Source organism: Micromonospora sp. NPDC050417 (assembly GCF_044458865.1).
Lineage (GTDB): Bacteria > Actinomycetota > Actinomycetes > Mycobacteriales > Micromonosporaceae > Micromonospora_G.
Genome location: NZ_JBITIH010000010.1, coordinates 146,180 through 167,788, shown reverse-complemented (window position 1 = coordinate 167,788; position 21,609 = coordinate 146,180). Strand labels below are relative to the sequence as shown.

The following is a 21,609-nucleotide window of genomic DNA, read 5'->3' as shown; positions in this document are numbered from 1 at the left end:
TGTGGCCCGTACGGTGTGCCCATGCCTTCCGCGCTGCCGTCCCGGCTCCGCCGTGCCCCGCACCGTGTCCTGTCCGGACCGACCCGATCCGGGACGCCGTGAAGGGCCGATTCGGCCGGCGTCGACTCGGCGCGGCGGCCCTGGTCGTGGCATTACTCGCCGCCGTCGTCGGCTGGGCGGTCTGGCCCGAGCGGGACTCCTTCCGGACCGAGAACCGGTTGCTCAGCCTCCGATCCGGTCCGGACGGGAACCAGCCCGTCGACATCGACACGACCTTCTACCTACCGGAGGGGGCCAGCGCGGACCGGCCCGTACCGGCGGTGCTGCTCGCGCACGGCTTCGGCGGGACGAAGGACTCGGTCCGCCGCGACGCCGAAGACCTGGCCGAGCAGGGGTACGCCGTGCTGGCGTACACCGCGCGGGGCTTCGGACGCAGCGGCGGCGAGATCCACCTGGACAGCCCCGACTTCGAGGTACGCGACGCCGCCCGGCTACTCGACTGGCTCGCCGCCCGGCCGGAGATCCGCACCGACGCGACGGGTGACCCCCGGGTCGGCGTCGTCGGTGGCTCGTACGGCGGCGGCCTCGCCCTGCTGCTCGCCGCGGCGGACCCCCGGGTCGACGCGATCGTTCCAATGATCACCTGGCACGACCTGGCCGCCTCGTTCCTGCCCGAGTCGAGTGGCCGACCCACCCTGGACGGGGTGTTCAAGAAGGGCTGGGCCGGCATCTTCTTCGGAAGCGGCGGCACCGGCCCCGGTGGGCTCGGCGGACCCGTCGCTGGCACCGGCCCGGCCCAGGGCGCTGCCACGGGTAACGAACCCGCCCCGGGTGTCGGGCCCGGCGCCGGTCCCGGTGCCGGCGCGCCCAACCCCGCCTGCGGTCGGTTCGCCGCCGACGTCTGCGCGGCCTACCTCGACATCGCCACCACCGGGCGCGGCACCGAGCAGGCGGTCGCGCTGCTGCGCCGCTCCAGCCCGGCCGGCGTACTCGACCGGATCAAAGCGCCGACGTTGCTGATCCAAGGCGAAGCCGACACGCTCTTTCCGCTCTCCGAGGCGGACGCGAACGCGCGTGGCATCGCCGCCGCCGGCACCCCGGTCCGGGTCGCCTGGTTCACCGGTGGCCACGACGGCGGGGCCGGGCCCCAGACCGACCAGGACCGGACCAGGTTCCTCACCGTGCAGTGGCTCGACCACTACGTACGCGGCGACGCCGACGATCCCGGCACCAGCTTCACCTGGTCCCGACTGGCCGGCTTCGACGCGCTCGACCGGGGCCTGGTCGCGACCGGTTTCCGGACCGCCGACTACCCGGGCCTGACCGGCACCGACACCTCGGCGGGGGGCGGCGCCCGTACGGTCACCGTCGCCGGGCCGCCGCAGCAGGTCGCCAACCCTCCGAACGGCAACCCGGCCGCGATCTCGACCGTGCCCTTCGCCGGGGTGCTCTCCAGCGTGGTCGGCGGAGTCGCCGGCGACCTGCCCGGACAGTACGCCCGGTTCGTCACCGAGCCGCTCGCCGAGCCGGTGGACGTGGTCGGGGCGCCGACCGTCTCGATCCGGGCCGCTTCGCCGACCGGCGAGGCGGTGCTCTTCGTCAAGCTCTACGACCTCGGCCCGGACGGCACCGCCGAGCTGCCCAGCGGCCTGATCGCACCGGTCCGCCTGAGCGGCCTCCCGGCCGACCTGGCCGGCGCGGCACCGGTCCGGGTGACCCTGCCGGGGATCGTGCACCGGGTCGAGGCCGGGCACCGGCTCGCGCTGGTGGTCGCCACCTCCGACCAGGGTTACGCCACCCCGGTCCAACCGACCGTCTACTCGGTCGCTCTCGGCGGCGACCAGATCACCCTGCCCACGGTGGACGGGGAGCCGATCGCCACCACGGGCGTGCTGTGGCGCTGGGCGCTGGCCGCACTGCTCGCCGCGATCGTGGTCGGTCTCGTCGTGGTCCTGCTGGTGGTCCGCCGCCGGCACCGCCGCCACGACACCTCGGTGACCGCCGAGTACGCGGACATCCCGCTGGTCATCCGCGAACTGCGCAAGGAGTACGCGGACGGCTTCGTTGCCGTCTCCCGGGTCGACTTCGAGGTGCACCGGGGGCAGGTGGTGGGCCTGCTCGGCCCGAACGGCGCCGGCAAGACCACCACCCTGCGGGTGCTGATGGGGCTGACCCAGCCGACCGCGGGTGAGATCTACGTCTTCGGGCACCGGCTCGTCCCCGGTTCGCCGGTGCTCTCCCGGATCGGTGCGCTGGTCGAGGGGCCGGGCTTCCTGCCGCACCTGAGCGGGATCGCGAACCTGCGGTCGTACTGGCGGGCGACCGGGCGACCCCTCGCCGACGCCCACTTCGACGAGGCGATCGAGATCGCCGGGCTCGGTGACTCGATCCACCGTCGGATCAAGACGTACAGCCACGGGATGCGGCAGCGGCTCGCCATCGCCCAGGCCATGCTCGGCCTGCCCGAACTGCTGGTGCTCGACGAACCGACGGACGGGCTCGACCCGCCGCAGATCGCCGAGATGCGCCGGGTGCTGCGCCGGTACGCCACCGGCGGTCGGGCGGTGCTGGTCTCCAGTCACCTGCTGGCCGAAGTGGAACAGTCGTGCACCCACGCGGTGGTGGTCAACAAGGGCACCATCGTCGCCGCCGGACCGGTCGAGGAGATCGTCGGCGAGTCGCCGAGCGTGCAGTTCGACGTCAGCGACCCGGTGGCGGCGCGGACCGTGCTCAACCGACTCGACGGGGTGCGGGTGCTGTCCAACGGCGACGGGACGCTGGTGGTGGACGTCGACGGGACCGCTCGCAGTGAGGTGGTCGCCGAGTTGGTCCGGGCCGGGGTCGGGGTGGACCGGGTGATGCCGCGACGGCGCCTGGAGGACGCGTTCCTCGCCCTGGTCGGCGAAAACTCGCGGGGGAGCGGGGACCGATGACGATGGCCGATTCTCCGGGAAGCGGGGCCGCCGACATGGCCGGTACGGACCAGGTGACCGTCTCCGGTGCGGGTGCCGCGCCGGGTTACCGGCCGGGGGCGACGCTCTCGGTGGCGACCGAGTGGCGTCGGCAGTTCGCGCGTCGACGTACGCAGTTGACCCTGGCCGCGATGGTGCTGCTGCCGCTGATCGTCCTGATCGCGTTCCAGTTCAACGCGGGTGGCGACGACGACAACGGCAACGGCGAGTTCGCCAGCCTGATCGACCTCGCCACCACCGGCGGACTGAACTTCGCCCTCTTCTGCCTTTTCGTGTCGGCGTCGTTCCTGCTGGTTGTGGTCGTCGCCCTCTTCTGCGGCGACACCGTGGCCAGCGAGGCGAGCTGGGGCAGCCTGCGGTATCTGCTGGCGGTGCCGGTGCCCAGGGCACGGCTGTTGGCGGTGAAGCTGGTGGTCGCGCTGGCGTACTCCGGGTTGGCGTTGGTGCTGCTGGTCGGGACCGCACTGCTGCTCGGCACCCTGCGTTACGGCTGGGAGCCGTTGAGCAGCACCGTGGCGGCCCAGATCCCGGCCGCCGAGGGGCTGCTGCGGTTGCTCGGCATCGTCGGTTACCTGGCGGTGGCGCTGCTGGTGGTGGCGGGACTGGCGTTCCTGCTCTCGGTCTCCACCGACGCCGCCCTGGGAGCGGTCGGCGGTGCCGTCCTGCTCTGGATCCTCTCCAGCATCCTGGACCAGATCGAGGCGCTCGGCGTGGTGCGCGACTTCCTGCCGACCCACTACAGCACCGCCTGGCTGGGGCTGCTCTCCACTCCGGTGCAGACCGACGACCTGGTACGCGGCTGCATCTCGGCGATCAGCTACGCCACCATCTTCTGGGGCCTCGCGTTCTGGCGCTTCACCCGCAAGGACGTGGTCAGCTGACCGCTGGTCGCGCTCACTTGACGTGTTGCATGGACCTGGTGTTTAGCTCGAGCTATACTGCGGGTCATGTCCAGGTCAGCCTCGCGACGGTGGCTCATCAAGGTGACCGGCGGCGTACGCGAGTGGTTGCGCGAGTTGCGTCGGACTGACCCCGATGTCTACCGATCGGTCAACGTCGCTCTCGATATCCTCGCCGAAACCGGGCCCGGGCTTGGGAGACCGTTGGTGGACACGCTTCGCGCCTCCTCCGTGGTCAATTTGAAGGAGCTGCGACCTCGCTCCGGTCGGGATGTCGCGGTGCGGATTCTGTTTGTGTTCGATCCCTGGTCGCAGGCTGTACTGCTGGTTGCGGGCAACAAGGCGGGGAACTGGGTGAAGTGGTACGACGAGGCGATCCCGCAAGCGGAGGACGCGTTTGCCGACTGGCTCGTCGACGAGAGTCAGCGCAGGCAGGAGAAGCAACAATGACGGAGTTCCACGACTGGGAAGAGATCCGCGCCGAGTTGGACGATGGGGACAACGCGGCGCTGGCAACGGAACGTGCCCGGACCGAAGCGTGGGTGAGCGCTTTCCATCTTGCGGAGGAACGCAAGCGCCTCGGGCTGACTCAACGTGATGTTGCTGAGGCCATGGGTGTGACGCCGGGGCGGGTCAGTCAGATCGAGAACGGCGATCTTGACGTGAACGAGGTCGCCACGCTTGCTCGGTATGCGGAAGCTCTGGGGGCAAAGCTTCGTATCATCTTCGATTACGGTACCGACTTGCGGCAGATCGCCTGATCGTCCTCGTTCGGACAACGTCGGTGTAAGTGCGACTCCTGCTCGCGTACCCGATGGGCCTTTCCGTGCCGTGCACACCGCACGGCACGGAGCGCGTGGGGTGTGGGTCACACGGGCGGCGGCCTGCTGGGCCGGAGGCGGGTTCACCCGTAGGATCGGGAACACAACTGAATACCTCATCCAGAGGGGCAGAGGGATACGGCCCGATGAAGCCCCGGCAACCACCCGCCGGCTCGATGACGAGCCTGGCGAGGCAGGTGCCAAGTCCGTCCCCGCCGCACCGTGCGGTGTAGGGGAAAGATGAGAGGACGGCATCGCGTGACTGCGACCCTCGGCGAAACCCAGACTTCCACCAGCGGCGAAACCCCGGCCAACCCGGCGCGTGCGCTGGTCTGCCGGGGCTGCGGCGCGCAGTACCCGCTGATCGCCCAGCATGCGTGTTACGAGTGTTTCGGCCCGCTTGAGGTCGCCTACGACCAGGACGCCCTGTCCAAGGTCACCCGGGCCGACATCGAGGCGGGCCCACAGAACATCTGGCGGTATGCCGCCCTGCTCCCCGCCGGCCAGGACCCGACCACCCGGGTCACCCTCGACCCCGGCCTGACGCCGCTGGTGGCTGCCCCGCACCTCGCCGCCGAGTTGGGCATCACCGCGCCGCTCTGGATCAAGGACGACAGCGCCAACCCCACCCACTCGTTCAAGGACCGGGTGGTGTCGGTCGCGCTCACCGCCGCCCGGGGCCTCGGTTTCAGCCGCTTCGCCTGCGCCTCCACCGGCAACCTGGCCAACTCGGTTGCCGCGCACGCGGCCCGCGCCGGGGTGCCGTCGATCGTCTTCATCCCCGCCGACCTGGAACAGGGCAAGGTCATCACGACCGCGGTGTACGGCGGTGACCTGGTCGCGATCGACGGCTCGTACGACGACGTGAACCGGCTCTGCGGCGAACTGGTCGAGACCGACGAGTTCGAGGACACCGCGTTCGTCAACGTGAACGTCCGGCCGTACTACGCCGAAGGGTCCAAGACCCTGGGGTACGAGGTCGCCGAACAGCTTGGCTGGCGCATTCCCGAACAGGTGGTCATCCCGATGGCCAGCGGTGAGCTGCTCACCAAGGTCGACAAGGCATTCAGCGAACTGGTCGAGATCGGCCTGGTCGAGGCGCCCGCGAACGGCTGGAAGGTCTTCGGCGCACAGTCGGCCGGTTGCAACCCGATCGCGACCGCCCTGCACAACGACACCGACACCATTGTTCCGGTGAAGCCGACCGGAATCGCCAAGTCGCTCAACATCGGCGACCCGGCCGCCGGTCTGTACGCGCTGGAGGCGGTGCGGCGTACCGGCGGCTGGATGGAGTACGCCGACGACGACGAGATCCGCGACGCGATCCGGCTGCTGGCGCGTACGACCGGGGTGTTCGCCGAGACGGCGGGTGGCGTGACCGTTGCCTGCCTCCGCAAGCTGGTGGCGAGCGGCCTGCTCGACCCGACCGCCGAGACGGTTGTCTACAACACCGGCGAGGGGTTGAAGACCATCGACGCGGTGGCGTCGCTGGTCGGCCCGACGTACCGGGTGAAGCCTTCGCTGAAGGCCGCCCGTGAGGCGGGCCTGCTGGGCTGAGGTGGCCCACTCGTCTGGTCTCGACGACTGACGGCCGCCCGCCTCGCCGGAGCGCGCCGTCAGTCGTTCGGACCGGGACAAGTAGGCCGATCGGTGGATCTGTCCGATGCGGTGGGTAGCTGCCGATTTGCCACCCGTTAGCAAAAGACCCCGACGAGGGCTTGACGTCGCGAATCGGGCGACGCAAAATGCTCCGTGCGGGAGGACGCATCGCCGTAGACTTTTCAAGCTCTTACGACCCGACGCCGGAGGCGTTGTGCGAGCGTCCTCCCGACCAAGGTCGGCGGAGCTGAGCGAAACTAATTCGCTCGCGTTCCTCGTACGAGCCGGGCACCCTCGGAGCCATGGACACCGCCGCCACCCCCGTAGGCATCGCCGTCACCCCACTCGATGTCGCTGACGATCTCGCGGTCGAGCAGGCGTACGCGATCCGGTCCGCGGTCATCGCGGCCGACCTGCCCGACTTCCCGCCGCTCTGTCACCAACGCTTCCTCGGCCAGCTCCGCCATCCCATGCCCGGCGAGGAGGACCGGTATGTGCTGGCCCATCTCGACGGGCGACCGGTCGGCTACCTCTGCATCGAACTCCCCCAGCTGGAGAACACCGAGAACGCCTCGATCGACATCGAGGTGCTGCCCGAGTACCGGCGTCGTGGCGTCGGCCGGGCACTCTTCGATTACAGCCTGCGTACGCTGCGCGAGTTGGGGCGCAAGCGGCTCAATACCGTCTCGGTCGACGTACTGCCCGGCCAGGCGCCCCGGGAGGACCCTGCCGCCGCGTTCGCGGCCTCGATCGGCGCGAAGAACGCGCTGGTCGACATCAGACGGCGGCTTGACCTCACCACTCTCGACCAGCCGCACCTCGACGAACTGCTCGCCGCCGCCTGGCAGCGGGCCGACGGCTACTCCCTGGTCCGCTGGATCGGCAGCGCGCCCGACGAGTACCTCGACGACATCGCGTATCTCGACGGTCGGCTGCTCCAGGACGCCCCCCTCGGTGACCTGGAGTGGGAGGCGCCGAAACCGGACCGGGAGCGGATCCTGGCGGTCGACGCGGGGCTCGCCGTACGAGGTCGGCGTCTCTACAGCAGCGCGTTGCGCCACGACGGGACCGGTCGGCTCGTCGCCTGGACCATGATCGACGTCGGCGCGACCCCGCCCTGGCACGCCTTCCAACAGATCACCATCGTCGACCCGAACCACCGTGGCCACCGGCTCGGCACCATCGCCAAGATCGAAAATTTGCGGTGGACCCTGTCCCACGAACCCGAGTTGCGGGTCATCGACACCTGGAACGCGGGGGTCAACGACCACATGATCTCTATCAACGAGGCCATCGGCTTCCGCCCCGCCGACTCCTGGAACAACTGGCAACTGACCCTCTGACCCGCCGCGTCCTCCCTCCCCCGCCCAGGGGAGGGAGGACGGAGGTGAGCTGGGGCATGATGACGGGATGACGGAGACCCCGCATCCCCTCTACGCCACGCACGCCGACACCCTCGCCCGGGCGCTGACCGCGATCACCGAGCGTGCCTACTGGTCGGCCTTCCCCGAATCGCCCAGCCCCCGGGTGTACGGCGAGACCGCCGCCGCCGAAGGGGAGGCGGCCTACCGCTCCTACCTGGACGCCGACTTTCCGCTCGACCAGCCCGGCACCCAGGGACGGGTCGCGACCGAGGCCAGCCCGTTCGGGTTCGACCTCGCCGTGCGCTACCCGCACGGCGACCTCGACGCGATGATCGCCGCCGCCTCCGCCGCGCTGCCGAGCTGGCGTGACGCCGGACCGCAGTCCCGGGCCGGTGTCTGCCTGGAAATCCTGGCCCGGCTGCACCGGCACATCTTCGAGCTGGCCAACGCGGTACACGCGACCAGCGGGCAGGCATTCGTGATGGCGTTCCAGGCCGGCGGGGCGCACGCCCTCGACCGGGCACTGGAGTCGATCGCGTACGCCTACGCCGAGATGACCCGGCACCCGGGCAGCGCCGAATGGGAGAAGCCGGCCGGCAAGGGCGACCCGCTGCGGATGGTCAAGACGTTCCACGTGGTGCCCCGGGGTGTGGCGCTGGTGATCGGCTGCAACACCTTCCCGACCTGGAACTCGTACCCCGGTCTGTTCGCCTCGCTGGTCACCGGCAACCCGGTGGTGATCAAGCCACACCCCGGCGCCGTGCTGCCGCTGGCGATCACCGTCCGGTACGCCCGCGAGGTGCTCGCCGAGGCCGGGTTCGACCCCAACCTGGTGCTGCTCGCCGCCGAGGAACCGGGCGAGAAGCTCGCCACCACGCTGGCACTCCGCCCCGAGGTCCGGATCATCGACTTCACCGGCTCCACCGAGTACGGCGACTGGCTGGAGAACAACGCCCGGCAGGCCTCGGTCTACACCGAGAAGGCCGGCGTCAACACCATCGTGATCGACTCGACCGACGACTTCGCCGGCATGTGCCGCAACATCGGTTTCTCGCTGACCCTCTACAGCGGACAGATGTGCACGACGCCGCAGAACATCCTCGTCCCGGCCGACGGCATCGACACCGACCAGGGGCACAAGACCTTCGACGAGGTCACCGCCGCAATCGCCGCAGTGGTCGGCAAACTCACCGGCGACCCGGCACGGGCCGTCGAGCTGACCGGTGCGATCGTCAACGACGGCGTGCTCGGCCGGCTGGACGAGGTGGCCGGCGTCGGCGAGGTGGTGCTCGCGTCGCGCACGGTCACGCACCCGACCTACCCGGACGCGGTGGTCCGCACCCCGGCCATCGTCCGGCTCGGGGCGGACGACGCACAGACGTACGGCCGGGAGTGGTTCGGGCCGATTTCGTTCGCGATCTCCACGGACTCGACCGCGCACAGCCTGGAGATCCTGCGGAAGACCGTGGGAGCGCAGGGCGCCCTGACCGCGGCGGTCTACGCCACCGACGGCAAGGTGCTCGACGCGGCCGAGGCGGCGGCGCTCGACGCCGGAGTGCACCTCTCCTGCAACCTCACCGGTGGCGTTTTCGTCAACCAGTCGGCGGCCTTCTCCGACTTCCACGCCAGTGGCGCCAACGCGGCGGCGAATGCCGCACTGACCGACGGCGCGTACGTCGCCAACCGGTTCCGCGTCGTCCAGTCCCGCCGCCACATCTGAGGTGTAAGGAAGGGCCCCTTGTTATCGCTTTTTGTATAGGAAGGGGCCCTTCCTAACACCGCTGGTGTGGGGAACCGGCGGTGACGCTCAAGCGCGGCGGCGCATCTGCAGCTCGGTCAGGGCGGGTACGCGGGGATGCGGAACCCGTACGCCGGTGTCGACGAAGCCGAGGCGCTGGTAGGCCCGGAGCGCGCGGTCGTTGCCGACCACCACCTCCAGCATCAGTTCCGGCCGTCCGGCGGCCCTGGACCAGACCGCCACCTGCTCGATCAGGTCCGCGAGCAGGCCGGTGCCGCGTCGAGCCGGGGTGACGTAGACGGCGAAGATGACGGTGAGCCCCGGTTCGTTGGGGAGAGCGTGCCCGCCGACGTGCCCGACGAATCGCCCGGCGGTGCGTGCGAGTTTCCGGGCGGCCGGCAGTTCGGCGACGAAGGCGACGACGTCGCTGCGCGAGGCGTTCTGTCGGATTCGGTAGGCGTATTCGGCGTGTGGGCGAGCCGCCGCTTCGGCGACCGTTTCGAGGAAGGCCAGTGGCGCGTCAGCGAGCATCTCCAGCCGTAGTGCCCGCATCCGTGCGGCATCGGCCGCCTCGATTCGCCGGATTCGTGGTTGATCGGCACGTTCGACGTCGGAGTCGTGGCTGCCCGCTCCGGGGCTGCTGCTGTCGGAGCCAGGGCCAGCCGGAGGGGGGCTTGCCATGGTGGTGGTCGCGTCGGGTGGTGCGCTCGCGGCGAATGCCGGCAGGCTGGTCATCAGGCATGCCTACCCCGTCGGGCCGCGAGCCGGCAACCGGATCGGCGATCAGCCGACGCGTACCCATCTACGGATACATGATCAATTGTGCGACGTAAAGACGACCGACGATGCGGAGTTAATCGCCGGAGTGGGGCGTGAGCGGTCCCTGCTGTCCCTTTTGGGGTAGTGCACCGGCGTCGGACCTCGTGTAGCGTGCGATTTCGGCGGCTGATTCGGTGGACCGATATGGGTTCGGCGAGTTGGCCGCCCCGGCCGGCGTACGTCGGCACGGGGGTTGCGACCCAGCACGATCGAAGTGAGGAAGTGCACCGTGGCACAGGGCACCGTCAAGTGGTTCAACAGCGAAAAGGGCTACGGCTTCATTGCGGTCGATGGCGGACAGGACGTATTCGTCCATTTCTCCGCGATCGAGATGGATGGCTACAAGGCGCTCGACGACGGGCAGCGGGTGGAGTTCGAAATCGCCCAGGGCCAGAAGGGTCCGCAGGCCGAGAAGGTGCGCCTCCTCGCCTGAGCGTCGGTCCGAGACCAGTCGTCTGGCTGATCGAATACAACCGGTAGCGACAGCCGGATTCATTCGACAGGGCGTCGGCTTCCCGGGAGTGCGGCGTCCCTGTCATTGCCCCGTTCGAACGGGACGTTTCGGGTTTGTGTGTGCCCGGGAGTCGGATGGGCGCCGAGCCCTGTCAGTCGGTGTCGCGGGCGGCACCTGTTCCTCGTACGTTCGGCCCGCGTGTTGTCCGGGTCCGCCCTGTTTGGGCTTTTCTAGGCTTCCTGTGCGAGTTCTTCCTTTCGGATCTCCTCGGCGTTCACCCCTGCGTCGCTCTCCCGAGGTGTTCGCGGCGGTGTGTCCGTACGGCCCGCCCGGGGTGAGGGCGCCTGAGCCGGCCTCCCATGAAGATCTCCCTGGTCGATGCTGCTGTCGGCGTCCCGCCTGGACATTTTCGGCCTTGGCTGCTGTGGCCCACTCGCTTGCACTCGCCATGGGAGAGTGCTAAACAAGTGATTGGCACTCGCGCGGTGTGAGTGCCAGAAGGTCGGGGCGGTTAGGGCCACGGTCGCGCAACCGGAAGCGGGGGCGCGGCGGATGGCCGGTCGTCGCGGGCTGTCCGGCCCGACCGACGGACGTCACTGCCGCCTAGCGCGCGGGAGTCGGTCCGGTGTGATCGCTGTCGGATCATGCCGCGCGCCAGCGCAGTGGTGACGTCCGAAGGTGCGTAGTCAGGCGGCCGATCCGGGACAACCGGCTCGGGCGGCCGTGAGTGTCCAGGAGGACAACGCCGTATGGCCAAGATCATCGCGTTCGACGAAGAGGCCCGCCGTGGCCTCGAGCGGGGCATGAACCAGCTCGCCGACGCCGTCAAGGTGACGCTCGGCCCCAAGGGCCGCAACGTCGTGCTCGAGAAGAAGTGGGGTGCCCCCACCATCACCAACGATGGTGTGAGCATCGCCAAGGAGATCGAGCTCGAGGACCCCTACGAGAAGATCGGCGCTGAGCTGGTCAAGGAGGTCGCCAAGAAGACCGACGACGTTGCCGGTGACGGCACGACGACGGCGACCGTCCTGGCCCAGGCGCTGGTCCGCGAGGGCCTGCGTAACGTCGCGGCCGGCGCGAACCCGATGGCCCTGAAGCGGGGCATCGAGGCCGCTGTCGGCGCCGTGGCGGAGGAGCTGGCCAAGCTCGCCAAGGACGTCGAGACCAAGGAGCAGATCGCCTCGACCGCGTCGATCTCCGCCGGTGACACCACCGTCGGCGAGATCATCGCCGAGGCGATGGACAAGGTCGGCAAGGAAGGCGTCATCACCGTCGAGGAGAGCAACACCTTCGGGCTTGAGCTTGAGCTCACCGAGGGTATGCGCTTCGACAAGGGCTACATCTCGCCCTACTTCTGGACCGACCCGGAGCGGATGGAGGCCGTCCTCGACGACCCCTACATCCTGATCGTCAACAGCAAGATCGCTTCGGTGAAGGACCTGCTGCCGATCCTGGAGAAGGTCATGCAGTCGGGCAAGCCGCTGCTGATCATCTCCGAGGACGTCGAGGGCGAGGCGCTGGCCACCCTCATCGTCAACAAGGTTCGGGGCACCTTCAAGTCCGTCGCCGTCAAGGCTCCGGGCTTCGGTGACCGTCGCAAGGCCATGCTGACCGACATCGCGATCCTCGCCGGTGGTGCGGTCATCAGCGAGGAGCTGGGCCTCAAGCTCGACGGCATCGGCCTCGACATGCTGGGCCGCGCCCGCAAGGTCGTGGTGACCAAGGACGAGACCACGATCGTCGACGGTGCCGGTGACGCCGACCAGATCCAGGGTCGGGTCAACCAGATCCGTGCCGAGATCGAGAAGAGCGACTCCGACTACGACCGCGAGAAGCTGCAGGAGCGCCTGGCCAAGCTGGCCGGCGGTGTTGCGGTGATCAAGGTTGGCGCGGCCACCGAGGTCGAGCTCAAGGAGCGCAAGCACCGCATCGAGGACGCCGTTCGCAACGCGAAGGCGGCCGTCGAGGAGGGCATCGTCCCCGGTGGTGGCGTCGCGCTGGTGCAGGCCGGCAAGACCGCCTTCGACAAGCTGGACCTCGCGGGTGACGAGGCGACCGGTGCGACGATCGTCAAGATCGCGCTGGACGCCCCGCTGCGCCAGATCGCCGTCAACGCCGGCCTCGAGGGTGGCGTCGTGGTGGAGAAGGTGCGCAACCTGGAGGCCGGCCACGGCCTGAACGCCGCGAACGGTGAGTACGTCGACCTGCTCAAGGCCGGCATCATCGACCCGGCCAAGGTGACCCGGTCGGCGCTGCAGAACGCGGCCTCGATCGCGGCCCTGTTCCTGACCACCGAGGCAGTGGTGGCGGACAAGCCGGAGAAGAACCCGGCCCCGGCGGCTGCGCCGGGCGGCGGGGACATGGACTTCTGAGTCCAGACACTCCCGAAGGGGCGGGCCGCGCGAGCGGTCCGCCCCTTTGTCGTCGGTCTGCCCCCTTCGTTGTCCGCGTCAGGTCGGCAGACGTCGCTGATTGCGTTGCTTGTCAGCGCGGGAGAACGGCCTTTTGATCTGGATCGGGGCGTCGACCATTTCCAGTGGTTCGTCGGACGACAGCTCGCCCGGTCCATCCATCTCGGCCCGCTGGTCCGCGTCGCCATAGTCGAGGCGATGTACCGGCGTTTCGGCAGGGATCTCTGCGGCCATCCGAGCCCAGGCGCTCGCAGGGAGATCGTCAGTCGGTTCGTCGTCCTTCGCCATGATTTCCTCCTTTGCCCAAACGGTAGGAGGCAGGCGAGGGACAGTGCTGAGAAACGGCACTATAAACGGATATCTCCTATTCGCCCCTTTCGGGTCATTTCGTTAGAGCTGCTTGCGGTAGAGGAAAAAGACCCGCTCGATCCGGGCCCCCGAGTTGCTGGCATAGAACGGCACTGGCCCAACCCAACCGATCTCGGCACGCTCGTGCCCAGCCGCACGCTGATCGGCCAGACAACGACGCAACAGCACCCCGCCGATGCCCAGACCCTGCGCTGCCGGCGCCGTACCCATCGGGCCGAACCAGCTCGGCCGGGACGAGCCGTACGCGGCGAACCCGAGCACCTCTACCGCCGACGTGCCGGCGCCCGGGGAGGTGGACTCACCACCGGATACTGGGCCGTCCCCGTTGGCGGCCGGGCCCCCGTGGTCCGGTCCGTTCCCGTCGTGCGGCCCGTTCCCGTGGTCCGGTCCGTTCCCGTCGTCCGTCGTGTCTGCGACGCCCGACGTCATCGCAGCACTGTCGACAGTGGCCGGAACGCGGTCTCGTACCGCGATGTGGCAGCCGGCACCGCCCCTGCCGATCGAGTCGGCCACCTCGCCACCCCAGGCCACGCCGAACGTCTCCCGGGCGAACTCCACCAGCATGGCGGCATCGTCAGGCTCCGCCCGACGTACCGTGATGCCCTTGTCGGCGAGGCGCCGCTCGGCCGCCGAGGTGCTGCGCAACGCGGGCGACGCGTCGTACGACAGGTCCGCCGTCATGTTCCAGGCGATGTTCTCCTGCTCGTAGCCAAGCGCCATCGCGGCGCAGACCGCCGGGGTGTAACGCACGTCGATGCCAGGCCAGGCGTAGTGCGGGGGATTGCCCGCGAGCAGCACCTCACCGGCGCCGAGCCCGGAGAGCGCACCCTCGATCCGAGCCAGCAGCGCCCGCCCGATCCCCTGGCGGCGGTGGGTCGGATGCACCGCGATCAGGTCCACGTGGCCGAGCGACGGGTCACGGTGGGCGATCGAGCCGAGCACCACACCGACGGTGGTGGGACCCACGACGGCGACAAAACCGACCGTACGGCGCCGGGTTGTCGCACCCGGGAGGGTGGTGGTGTCGCGCAGCCGGGCGACGATCACCGCAGCCTCCGCCGCGTCGTCCGGCAGGTCCAGTGCCTCACCGCAGAGGGTCACTACCGCGGGTACGTCGTCCTCGGTCAGCTCGATGATCGAAAAATCGTGATCCACGACTGCCGACCCTAAGACATCGCGGCCCTCACCCGGTGTCCGGACCGTTCCCGCCGACCGGTTAGGAAGGGGCCCTTCCTATACAAAAAGCGATAACAAGGGGCCCTTCCTTACCCCAGGGCGGTGTGGACGGCGGCGGAGGCGTCGAGGATGCCGGCGCCGGTGGAGTTGGTGTCGGGACCGCAGGGGGTGGGGTTCCCGGCGGGGGGTGGGACCGGGGTGGCGGTGTCGCGCAGGATCTGCCTGGTGCGGTCCAGGTCGCCGACGAGCGCCGGGTTGGCCGACCACATCAACGCCACCACGCCGGCCACGTGCGGGGTCGCCATCGAGGTGCCGCTGAGGGTCGCGTACCCGCCACCCGGCATCGCCGAGAGGACGTCGGCGCCGGGCGCGACGAGGTCGGGTTTCGCGGCACCGCCGGTCGCCGGGCCCCGGCTGGAGAAGGGGGCGACTCGCCGGTCCCGGTCCACCGCGCCAACGGTGAACACATCGGCGTACGGCGCCGGCGGGTCGTCGATGGAGGCGCAGCGGGGACCGGTGTTGCCGGCGGCGGCGGTGAAGAAGATCCCGGCGGCGGCGAAGGCGGCGGTGGCCGGGCGGAGCGCGTCGGAATCACAGCCCTCGACCGGGGGACAGCCCCACGAGTTGGTCAGCACCTGCGGGGCCCGATCCGGCCGGCCGTCGGTGAACGGGTCGCCGCCGGTGGGGAAGGGGGCCAGCATGAACTGGAGGCAGTCCAGGTAGTGGGCGGGGTTGCCGAGATTGCGGTCGAGGTTGACGCAGCCGATCCAGCTCGCCCCGGGGGCGACGCCGACGTTCTCGCCGCCGACGGCCGAGGCGAGGGTGTGCGTACCGTGGCCGCCGTTGTCGCTCGGGAAACGGGTGCCGTTCCACGGGTCGTACCAGGAGTCGTCGCCGCCCCGGAAGCCGTCGGCGAGGGCCGGGTGATGACCGTCCACACCGGAGTCCGAGCTGCCGACCACGATCCCGGACCCGTCCACCCGTAGCTGTGCCCAGACCTGGTCCGCGCCGATCTGGGTGAGGTTCCAGGACGGTACGGACGGCGCCGTACCGCCACTGTGGTGGGTCGGCGCGGGCGCGGGCAGTGGCCGCAGGTCCTGGCTGAGCAGTACGCGGTCGACGTCGTCGCGGCGGGAGAGCCACCCGCGTACGACCGGTCCGCCGGTCACCTCGATCGCGTTGACCAGGTAGTAGGGCCGGTACGTCAGCCTCCAGCGGTCGAGTTCGTGGCGCAGGTCCGCCTGGGAACGAAGCGCGGTGTCGACGAGCCGACGGTGGACCTCGCGTACCCGGTCGTGCTGCCCGGTCGGTCCGGTGGGTCCGGCCATCAGGTCGTCCAGGGACGCCTGTTCCTTCAACACCACGAAGAGTCGTTCCCCGTACCAGCCCGGCTGGCCGAGGCCCAGGTAGACGCCCCCAGCGGCGAGCATCAGCACCACCGTGACGGTCGCCGCCACCGCACGGCGTGGGACCGCGGCCCGTACCCGGCCGAACACGAGGCCGTAGCCGAGCCCGGCGAACAGGGCGATGGCGAGCGAGGCGGCGGCGGCGATTGCCGTCCAGTACGGCACGTCCCGGGTGGTGGCGAGCAGGATCGAGATCTCATCCGGGTCCACCAGGGCCAGCGGGCCGACTGCGGCGAGTGCGACCAGCCAACCGGTCGGCGCCGAGCCGGCCCGGTGACCGATCCGGCGGAGGGCGGCGACGGTGAAACCGGCCGGGGGGAGGACGAGCATCGCGGCGAGTTGGCTGCCGCTGGGCCCGGTCCCGCCTGCGACGAGGAGCAGTGCGACACCCGCGACCAGGCCGCCGAGCAGCACGAGTCGGGCCGCACCGGCGGGACGGCCGTCGGCGTGGCGTTCGTACCGGGCCCAGAAGTCCTGGTCGAGCAGTGCGGTGGCGAACCAGCCGAGGGTGGCGGCGGAGGTGAGTGCCAGTGCGCTCTCCAGCGGGCCGCCGAGGGCGCCGAGCCAGAGCCAGGGCAGGAGCAGGGCCAGCCCGGCGGCGATCGCCAGCCCGGTGCCGATCAGGCCGGGTTCCCGTTCCGGCGGGTCGGGGCGGCGGGCGCGTCGACGTACGAGTGTCGCCGCCAGCGCGGCGACCACGGTGAGGGCCGCCAGGTAGCCCTCCTGGTGGGCCAGGGGGATCGCCCGAAGCAGGCCGAAGACGCCGAGCGCGAGCGCGCCGACCAGCCAGACCCGCCCGGTCGCCCGGACGGTCGCGGAACGGGGGAGGAGGGCGAGCAGCCCGGCCGGTACGCCGACCAGCACGGCGTTCGCCAACCCGGTGACCGGCCACACCCACGCCGGCAGTGAGACCCCGCCGACCAGCAGCAACTGTTCGATGGACCAGCCGGTGAGCTGGGCGCCGACCGTGACCGTGACCGCCCAGCAGCCGATCAGCACCGCCGCGACGACCGGCCATGGCCCACCACCGGCCGCGACGACCGGCCATGGTCCACCGCCGGTCGCGACGGGTGCGGGATGAACCGGTGGGGCGTGCGGCGGCGGGGGAGGTGGTTCGTCGGCGGGCTGCGCGGGTCCGACCTGCATGCCGGAAACAGTACGACGCACCGAGGGCGCGAACTGTTCACCGGATGCGGTTAACGTGGACAGGTGCGTGATCCGAACATCTCCCGGTACGAAGCCGGCCAACTCTCTCCGGCCCGCCGCGCGGCGGATCTGCGCCGCCTGCGGGGCGAGCGGTTCGACGTACTCGTGATCGGTGGCGGGGTGACCGGCGCGGGCGCCGCCCTCGACGCCGCTTCGCGTGGGCTTCGGGTGGCGCTGGTCGAGGCGCGTGACTACGCCGCCGGCACCTCCAGCCGCTCCAGCAAGCTCATCCACGGCGGGCTGCGCTACCTCGAACAGCTCGAATTCGGGCTGGTGCACGAGGCGCTGACCGAACGTGGCCTGCTCGCCACCCGGCTCGCGCCGCACCTGGTCCGACCGGTGCCGATCCTGGTCCCGCTCCCCGCAGGAGCCGGCCCGGCGGCGCTGCCCGCACGGGCCTGGCGGCGCTCGTACTACGGGGCAGGGGTGGCCGCGTACGACGCGTTCGCCGGTGTCTTCGGCGGTGGCCGGGGCATGCCGCTGCACCGCCACCTGACCCGTGAGGGCGCCCGCCGGCTCTTCCCGAGTCTGCGTGCCGACGCGGTCGCCGGTGCGATCCGCTACTACGACGGCCAGGTCGACGACGCCCGCCTGGTGGTCACCCTGGCCCGGACGGCGGCGAGTCTCGGCGCGGCCGTGGTGACCAGCACCCGCGCCGTCGGCCTGATCCGGCAGGCCCGCGAGGTGACCGGGGTACGGGTACGCGACATGGAGGCGCGGCCCGGTTCGCCGGACGCCGAGTTCGAGGTGAGCGCCCGTACGGTCATCGCCGCGACCGGGGTGTGGAGTGACGACATGTCGCGGATGCTCGGCGACATCGGCGCCCGCCCGGGGCTGCGGGTGCGCTCCTCCAAGGGCGTGCACCTGGTGGTGCCGCGTTCGGCGATCACCGGTGAGGCCGGGCTGATCCTGCGGACCGCCACCTCGGTGCTCTTCGTGCTCCCCTGGGGCGGCCACTGGATCATCGGCACCACGGACACCGACTGGACTCTCGACCGGGCTCACCCGGCGGCCTCCGCCCGCGACATCGACTACCTGCTGGAGCAGGTCAACACCGTGCTCGACCGGCCGTTGACCACCTCCGACATCGAGGGCGTGTACGCCGGGCTGCGCCCACTGCTCTCCGGTGAGGCGGACTCCACCTCGAAGCTCTCCCGGGAGCACGCGGTGGTCGAGCCGATGCTCGGGCTGCTGTTGGTGGCCGGCGGGAAGTACACGACGTACCGGGTGATGGCCAGTGACGTGGTCGACCGGGCGGCTCGCCGGCTCGGCAACGCCCGCCCGTCGCGTACCGCCGACCTGCCGCTGCTCGGCGCGGACGGATTCCCGCCGATGTGGCGGGACCGGGCCGACCTGGCCCGCCGGCACGGGGTCCAGGTCGGGGTGGTGGAGCACCTCCTGGAGCGGTACGGCACCCTCACCGTCGACCTGCTGGCCCTGATCGCGGCCGATCCACTGCTCGCCGCACCGCTCACCGGCGCGCCCGAGTACCTGGCGGCCGAGGTCGCGTACGCGGCCAGCGCCGAGGGGGCGCTGCACCTGGACGACGTACTGACCCGACGGACCCGGATCTCGTTCGAGACCGCGCACCGGGGAACCGAGTCGGCCGAACACGCCGCCGAGGTCATGGGTCGGGTCCTCGGCTGGGACGCCCAGGTCCGGGCCCGTGAGGTGGAGCACTACCTGGCCCGGGTCGAGGCGGAACGGCAGTCGCAGCGGATGCCCGACGACGCCACCGCCGATGCGGCCCGGCTCGGCGTGTCCGACGTGCGGGGCTTTGCCGCCGACCGGGGCGTGGGCGCCGATGTCGCCGGGGCGGAACTGCCGCACTGACCGAGGGTTCCGCCGCGCCGCGCCGACCGTGGGTGCCGATGTCGCCGGGGCGGAACTCTCGCACTGACCGTGGGTGCCCCGCCCCGCCCCGGCGGGCGGGTCCCGCCGACCGGGCTAGATGACCTTGCCTGGGTTGAAGAGGCCGGTGGGGTCGAGGGCGGCCTTGATCGCCTGATGGACCCGTACGCCGACCGGGCCGATCTCGCGGGCCAGCCAGTCGCGTTTGAGCAGCCCGACCCCGTGCTCGCCGGTGCAGGTGCCGCCGAGGGCCAGGGCCAGCTCCATGATCGCGTCGAAGGCCCGCTGGCTGCGAGCCATGCTGACCGGGTCCGCCCGGTCGACCACGATCAGCGGGTGCATGTTGCCGTCCCCGGCATGCCCGACCACCCCGATCAGCACCTCCTCCTCGGCGGCGATCCGCTCGATGCCGTCCAGGAGGGCGGCCAGCCGGCTGCGCGGCACGGCCACGTCGTCGAGGAAGAGCCCACCGTTACCGGCCGGGAACGCCTCGGCGGCGAACCGTTCCATCGCCGGGTGGGCCAACCGGCGGGCCTGGAGCAGCGCCGCCGCCTCGACCGGGTCGGTGGCGGTGAAGACCTCGTCGGCGCCGGTCGCGGTGCACGCAGCGGCGAGCTGGGCCAGGTCGGCCGGGGCCCGTGAGCCGGTGTCGACCGCCGCGAGCAGCAGCGCCCGCGCATCCGTACGGAGTCCCATCGGCCGGTACGCCTCGATCGCCCGCAGGTGGGTCTGGTCCAGCAACTCCAGCAGGCTCGGCGAGAGCCCCTGGGCCGAGATCTCGGCCACCGCCGCACCGGCCGTGGCGATCGACGGGAAGACCGCGACCATGGTCAGCGACTCCTCCGGCGCGGGGCGGAGCGAGACGGTGATCTCGGTGATCACCCCGAGGGTTCCCTCCGAACCGACGAAGAGTCGGGTGAGGTCGTAGCCGGCCACCCCCTTGGCGGTACGCCGACCGGTGCGCAGCACCTCACCCGAGGCGAGCACCACCTCCAGGCCGAGGACGTACTCGGTGGTCACGCCGTACTTCACGCAGCACATGCCACCGGCGTTCGTGGAGACGTTGCCGCCGATGGTGGAGGACTCCCAGGAGCCCGGGTCGGGCGGGTAACGCAGCCCGTGCTTGGCGACCTCGGCGGCGAGGGTGGCGTTGACCACGCCCGGTTGCAGCACCGCGATCCGGTTCACGGGGTCGATCTCCAGGATCCGGTCCATCGCGCTGGTGGCGAGCACCAACGCTCCCTCGCTCGTGTTGGCTCCACCGGCCAGCCCGGTCCTGGCTCCCTGCGGGACGACCGGTACGCCGTGCGCCGCCGCGAGCCGTACCACCTCGACCACTTCGGCGGTGCTCCGAGGGCGTACCACCACCGAGGGGGGCGCCGACTCGCAGAGGTCCGCCTCGTCGCGCTGGTAACCACGGAGCAGGTCGGGGTCGGTCAGTACGGCGGCCGTACCGAGGGTGGCGCGAAGGTCGTCGATCAGGGAGCCGGCCATGGGTGGCAGGCTAGCCGCCGGACTACCGTGACGGCCATGGTGTACGTCGACCCGCCCGCCTGGCCCGCCCGCAACCGGCTCTGGTCGCACCTGGTCAGCGACGTGTCCTACGCCGAGCTGCACGCCTTCGCGGAGATGCTCGGTTCGCCGCGCCGGGCGTTCGACCGGGACCACTACGACCTGCCGGAGGAGCGGTTCGCGATGGCGGTCTGGCTCGGCGCGCGGGTGGTACCCAGCCGGGAGATCGCCCGCCTGCTCCGCGCGGCGAACCTACGTCTCCCGAAGCACCTCGCCGGCTGACCGGCCGCCGGCGGGTCCCGGGTCGAGGCGAGCCAGTTCGCGGGTGAGGTTGTCGCGGGCCGGGCCGTCCCACCGGGCGGCCAGGTCGGGCAGCCGGTACCGGGTCGGCAGGTCGAGGAGGTTCCGCAGTACGGCCGCCCGTCCCGTCCGGAACAGTGCGTCGGGTACGTGTGCGTACTCCCGGCGGATCGCGGCGGCGTACTCGTCGTAGCGGCCGGTGGGGGCGGCGAGGATGGCGAGGTCGGCGTCGCAGAGCAGTGAACCGTTCCGGTCGGTTGCCTCGACCCGGTGTCCGGCGGTGAGCAGCACCAGGCGTACGACCTCGGCCACCGCGTCGGCCGGTAGGCCGAGCCCGGTCAGCAGTTCGGCGGCGAGGGCTGCGCTGGCCCGTTCGTTCGCGTCTCCCGGTGACCGAGGGTCGTAGATCGCGTCGTGGCACCAGGCGGCGAGCCGGACAAGGTCGGCGCCGGACCGGCCGGCGTCCGCGAACCGATCCGTCCCGGTCGGTCGTTCCGTCTCGGCGTCGATCACGTCGAGTACGGCGCACAGGTGGTCGACGGTGTGGTAGTGCCGGTGCGGCTCCCGCCACCGGCGCAGCAGTTCCGCACCGGCGGCGGTGAGTGCCGCCTCGGTCTCGGTGGCGCCCGCTCCCCGGGCCGCCACGCACCAGCGCTCGATCAGGCCGGTCATCGACTCGGCGCCGAATCGGCCGGAATCCGTGCTCCTGGGC

16 protein-coding genes, 2 pseudogenes and 1 riboswitch are annotated in these 21,609 nt (G+C 70.8%); of the genes and pseudogenes, 11 read left to right on the top strand and 7 right to left on the bottom strand.

What is annotated here, in order from left to right; genetic code table 11:
• The first annotated feature begins 86 nt into the window (after window positions 1-86).
• The 7 genes from ACIBF5_RS15445 (at window position 87) to paaN (ending at window position 9,375) form a co-directional block, all read left to right on the top strand.
• A complete protein-coding gene (locus ACIBF5_RS15445; RefSeq protein ID WP_396812112.1) occupies window positions 87-2,933 on the top strand; it encodes an alpha/beta fold hydrolase in 2,847 nt (948 codons plus the stop codon).
• A gap of 2 nt (window positions 2,934-2,935) precedes the next feature.
• Complete coding sequence (locus ACIBF5_RS15440) at window positions 2,936-3,853, top strand: ABC transporter permease (protein ID WP_396812110.1); 918 nt, start codon at window positions 2,936-2,938, stop codon at window positions 3,851-3,853.
• Between the two features lie 66 nt (window positions 3,854-3,919).
• Window positions 3,920-4,321: a type II toxin-antitoxin system RelE/ParE family toxin gene (locus tag ACIBF5_RS15435; RefSeq protein ID WP_396811946.1), complete on the top strand. Its 402-nt coding sequence runs from the start codon at window positions 3,920-3,922 to the stop codon at window positions 4,319-4,321.
• Window positions 4,318-4,632: a helix-turn-helix domain-containing protein gene (locus tag ACIBF5_RS15430; RefSeq protein WP_396811944.1), complete on the top strand. Its 315-nt coding sequence runs from the start codon at window positions 4,318-4,320 to the stop codon at window positions 4,630-4,632. Before ACIBF5_RS15435 ends, ACIBF5_RS15430 begins: the two co-directional genes overlap by 4 nt.
• A 173-nt stretch (window positions 4,633-4,805) precedes the next feature.
• Window positions 4,806-4,939, top strand: a riboswitch (SAM riboswitch).
• A gap of 11 nt (window positions 4,940-4,950) precedes the next feature.
• A complete protein-coding gene (thrC, locus tag ACIBF5_RS15425) occupies window positions 4,951-6,249 on the top strand; it encodes a threonine synthase (RefSeq protein ID WP_396811942.1) in 1,299 nt (432 codons plus the stop codon).
• A 344-nt stretch (window positions 6,250-6,593) separates the two neighbouring features.
• Window positions 6,594-7,634: a GNAT family N-acetyltransferase gene (locus ACIBF5_RS15420; RefSeq protein ID WP_396811940.1), complete on the top strand. Its 1,041-nt coding sequence runs from the start codon at window positions 6,594-6,596 to the stop codon at window positions 7,632-7,634.
• A gap of 67 nt (window positions 7,635-7,701) precedes the next feature.
• The gene (paaN, locus tag ACIBF5_RS15415; RefSeq protein WP_396811939.1) at window positions 7,702-9,375 is read left to right on the top strand and encodes a phenylacetic acid degradation protein PaaN; all 1,674 of its coding nucleotides are present in this window, start codon (window positions 7,702-7,704) and stop codon (window positions 9,373-9,375) included.
• A gap of 87 nt (window positions 9,376-9,462) precedes the next feature.
• Here the strand turns inward: paaN and ACIBF5_RS15410 are convergent, their stop codons facing one another.
• A complete protein-coding gene (locus tag ACIBF5_RS15410) occupies window positions 9,463-10,074 on the bottom strand; it encodes a GNAT family N-acetyltransferase (RefSeq protein WP_396812108.1) in 612 nt (203 codons plus the stop codon).
• Between the two features lie 367 nt (window positions 10,075-10,441).
• Here ACIBF5_RS15410 and ACIBF5_RS15405 point away from each other — a divergent pair, with 367 nt between their 5' ends.
• Both ACIBF5_RS15405 and groL read left to right on the top strand, forming a co-directional pair.
• The gene (locus tag ACIBF5_RS15405) at window positions 10,442-10,645 is read left to right on the top strand and encodes a cold-shock protein (RefSeq protein ID WP_121157415.1); all 204 of its coding nucleotides are present in this window, start codon (window positions 10,442-10,444) and stop codon (window positions 10,643-10,645) included.
• Window positions 10,646-11,415: 770 nt separating this feature from the next.
• The gene (gene groL / locus ACIBF5_RS15400; RefSeq protein ID WP_396811936.1) at window positions 11,416-13,038 is read left to right on the top strand and encodes a chaperonin GroEL; all 1,623 of its coding nucleotides are present in this window, start codon (window positions 11,416-11,418) and stop codon (window positions 13,036-13,038) included.
• Between the two features lie 78 nt (window positions 13,039-13,116).
• On the opposite strand, the gene ACIBF5_RS15395 is transcribed toward groL, so the two are convergent.
• The 4 genes and pseudogenes from ACIBF5_RS15395 to ACIBF5_RS15380 all read right to left on the bottom strand — a co-directional run bounded on the left by ACIBF5_RS15395 (window position 13,117) and on the right by ACIBF5_RS15380 (window position 17,174).
• Window positions 13,117-13,365 carry a hypothetical protein gene (locus ACIBF5_RS15395; protein WP_396811933.1) on the bottom strand — a complete coding sequence of 83 codons (249 nt, stop codon included), beginning with the start codon at window positions 13,363-13,365 and terminating at the stop codon, window positions 13,117-13,119.
• Window positions 13,366-13,467: 102 nt separating this feature from the next.
• Window positions 13,468-14,202: pseudogene (locus ACIBF5_RS15390) on the bottom strand (hypothetical protein); the annotation flags it as partial.
• 45 nt (window positions 14,203-14,247) lie between these two features.
• Window positions 14,248-14,493: pseudogene (locus ACIBF5_RS15385) on the bottom strand (GNAT family N-acetyltransferase); the annotation flags it as partial.
• 218 nt (window positions 14,494-14,711) lie between these two features.
• Window positions 14,712-17,174 carry a S8 family serine peptidase gene (locus ACIBF5_RS15380; protein ID WP_396811931.1) on the bottom strand — a complete coding sequence of 821 codons (2,463 nt, stop codon included), beginning with the start codon at window positions 17,172-17,174 and terminating at the stop codon, window positions 14,712-14,714.
• Window positions 17,175-17,252: 78 nt separating this feature from the next.
• On the opposite strand from ACIBF5_RS15380, the gene ACIBF5_RS15375 reads away from it, so the two are divergent.
• Window positions 17,253-19,067, top strand: a complete 1,815-nt coding sequence (locus tag ACIBF5_RS15375) for a glycerol-3-phosphate dehydrogenase/oxidase (RefSeq protein ID WP_396812106.1) — start codon at window positions 17,253-17,255, stop codon at window positions 19,065-19,067.
• A gap of 114 nt (window positions 19,068-19,181) precedes the next feature.
• Here the strand turns inward: ACIBF5_RS15375 and ACIBF5_RS15370 are convergent, their stop codons facing one another.
• A complete protein-coding gene (locus tag ACIBF5_RS15370; RefSeq protein WP_396811929.1) occupies window positions 19,182-20,579 on the bottom strand; it encodes an FAD-binding oxidoreductase in 1,398 nt (465 codons plus the stop codon).
• A 36-nt stretch (window positions 20,580-20,615) separates the two neighbouring features.
• On the opposite strand from ACIBF5_RS15370, the gene ACIBF5_RS15365 reads away from it, so the two are divergent.
• On the top strand, window positions 20,616-20,879 hold the full coding sequence (locus tag ACIBF5_RS15365; RefSeq protein ID WP_396811928.1) for a DUF4031 domain-containing protein: 264 nt from the start codon (window positions 20,616-20,618) through the stop codon (window positions 20,877-20,879).
• Here the strand turns inward: ACIBF5_RS15365 and ACIBF5_RS15360 are convergent.
• Window positions 20,850-21,569 carry a metal-dependent phosphohydrolase gene (locus tag ACIBF5_RS15360; protein WP_396811926.1) on the bottom strand — a complete coding sequence of 240 codons (720 nt, stop codon included), beginning with the start codon at window positions 21,567-21,569 and terminating at the stop codon, window positions 20,850-20,852. The genes ACIBF5_RS15365 and ACIBF5_RS15360 overlap by 30 nt on opposite strands.
• Window positions 21,570-21,609: the final 40 nt, after the last annotated feature.

What these genes read in the sequence shown, in the direction of transcription:
- ACIBF5_RS15365 (WP_396811928.1), top strand. Translation starts at nt 20,616, where the DNA reads ATGGTGTACGTCGACCCGCCCGCCTGGCCCGCCCGCAACCGGCTCTGG.
- ACIBF5_RS15430 (WP_396811944.1), top strand. Translation starts at nt 4,318, where the DNA reads ATGACGGAGTTCCACGACTGGGAAGAGATCCGCGCCGAGTTGGACGAT.
- ACIBF5_RS15360 (WP_396811926.1), bottom strand. Translation starts at nt 21,569, where the DNA reads ATGACCGGCCTGATCGAGCGCTGGTGCGTGGCGGCCCGGGGAGCGGGC.
- ACIBF5_RS15395 (WP_396811933.1), bottom strand. Translation starts at nt 13,365, where the DNA reads ATGGCGAAGGACGACGAACCGACTGACGATCTCCCTGCGAGCGCCTGG.
- ACIBF5_RS15380 (WP_396811931.1), bottom strand. Translation starts at nt 17,174, where the DNA reads ATGCAGGTCGGACCCGCGCAGCCCGCCGACGAACCACCTCCCCCGCCG.
- paaN (WP_396811939.1), top strand. Translation starts at nt 7,702, where the DNA reads ATGACGGAGACCCCGCATCCCCTCTACGCCACGCACGCCGACACCCTC.
- ACIBF5_RS15410 (WP_396812108.1), bottom strand. Translation starts at nt 10,074, where the DNA reads ATGGCAAGCCCCCCTCCGGCTGGCCCTGGCTCCGACAGCAGCAGCCCC.
- ACIBF5_RS15420 (WP_396811940.1), top strand. Translation starts at nt 6,594, where the DNA reads ATGGACACCGCCGCCACCCCCGTAGGCATCGCCGTCACCCCACTCGAT.
- ACIBF5_RS15435 (WP_396811946.1), top strand. Translation starts at nt 3,920, where the DNA reads ATGTCCAGGTCAGCCTCGCGACGGTGGCTCATCAAGGTGACCGGCGGC.
- groL (WP_396811936.1), top strand. Translation starts at nt 11,416, where the DNA reads ATGGCCAAGATCATCGCGTTCGACGAAGAGGCCCGCCGTGGCCTCGAG.
- ACIBF5_RS15370 (WP_396811929.1), bottom strand. Translation starts at nt 20,579, where the DNA reads ATGGCCGGCTCCCTGATCGACGACCTTCGCGCCACCCTCGGTACGGCC.
- ACIBF5_RS15440 (WP_396812110.1), top strand. Translation starts at nt 2,936, where the DNA reads ATGGCCGATTCTCCGGGAAGCGGGGCCGCCGACATGGCCGGTACGGAC.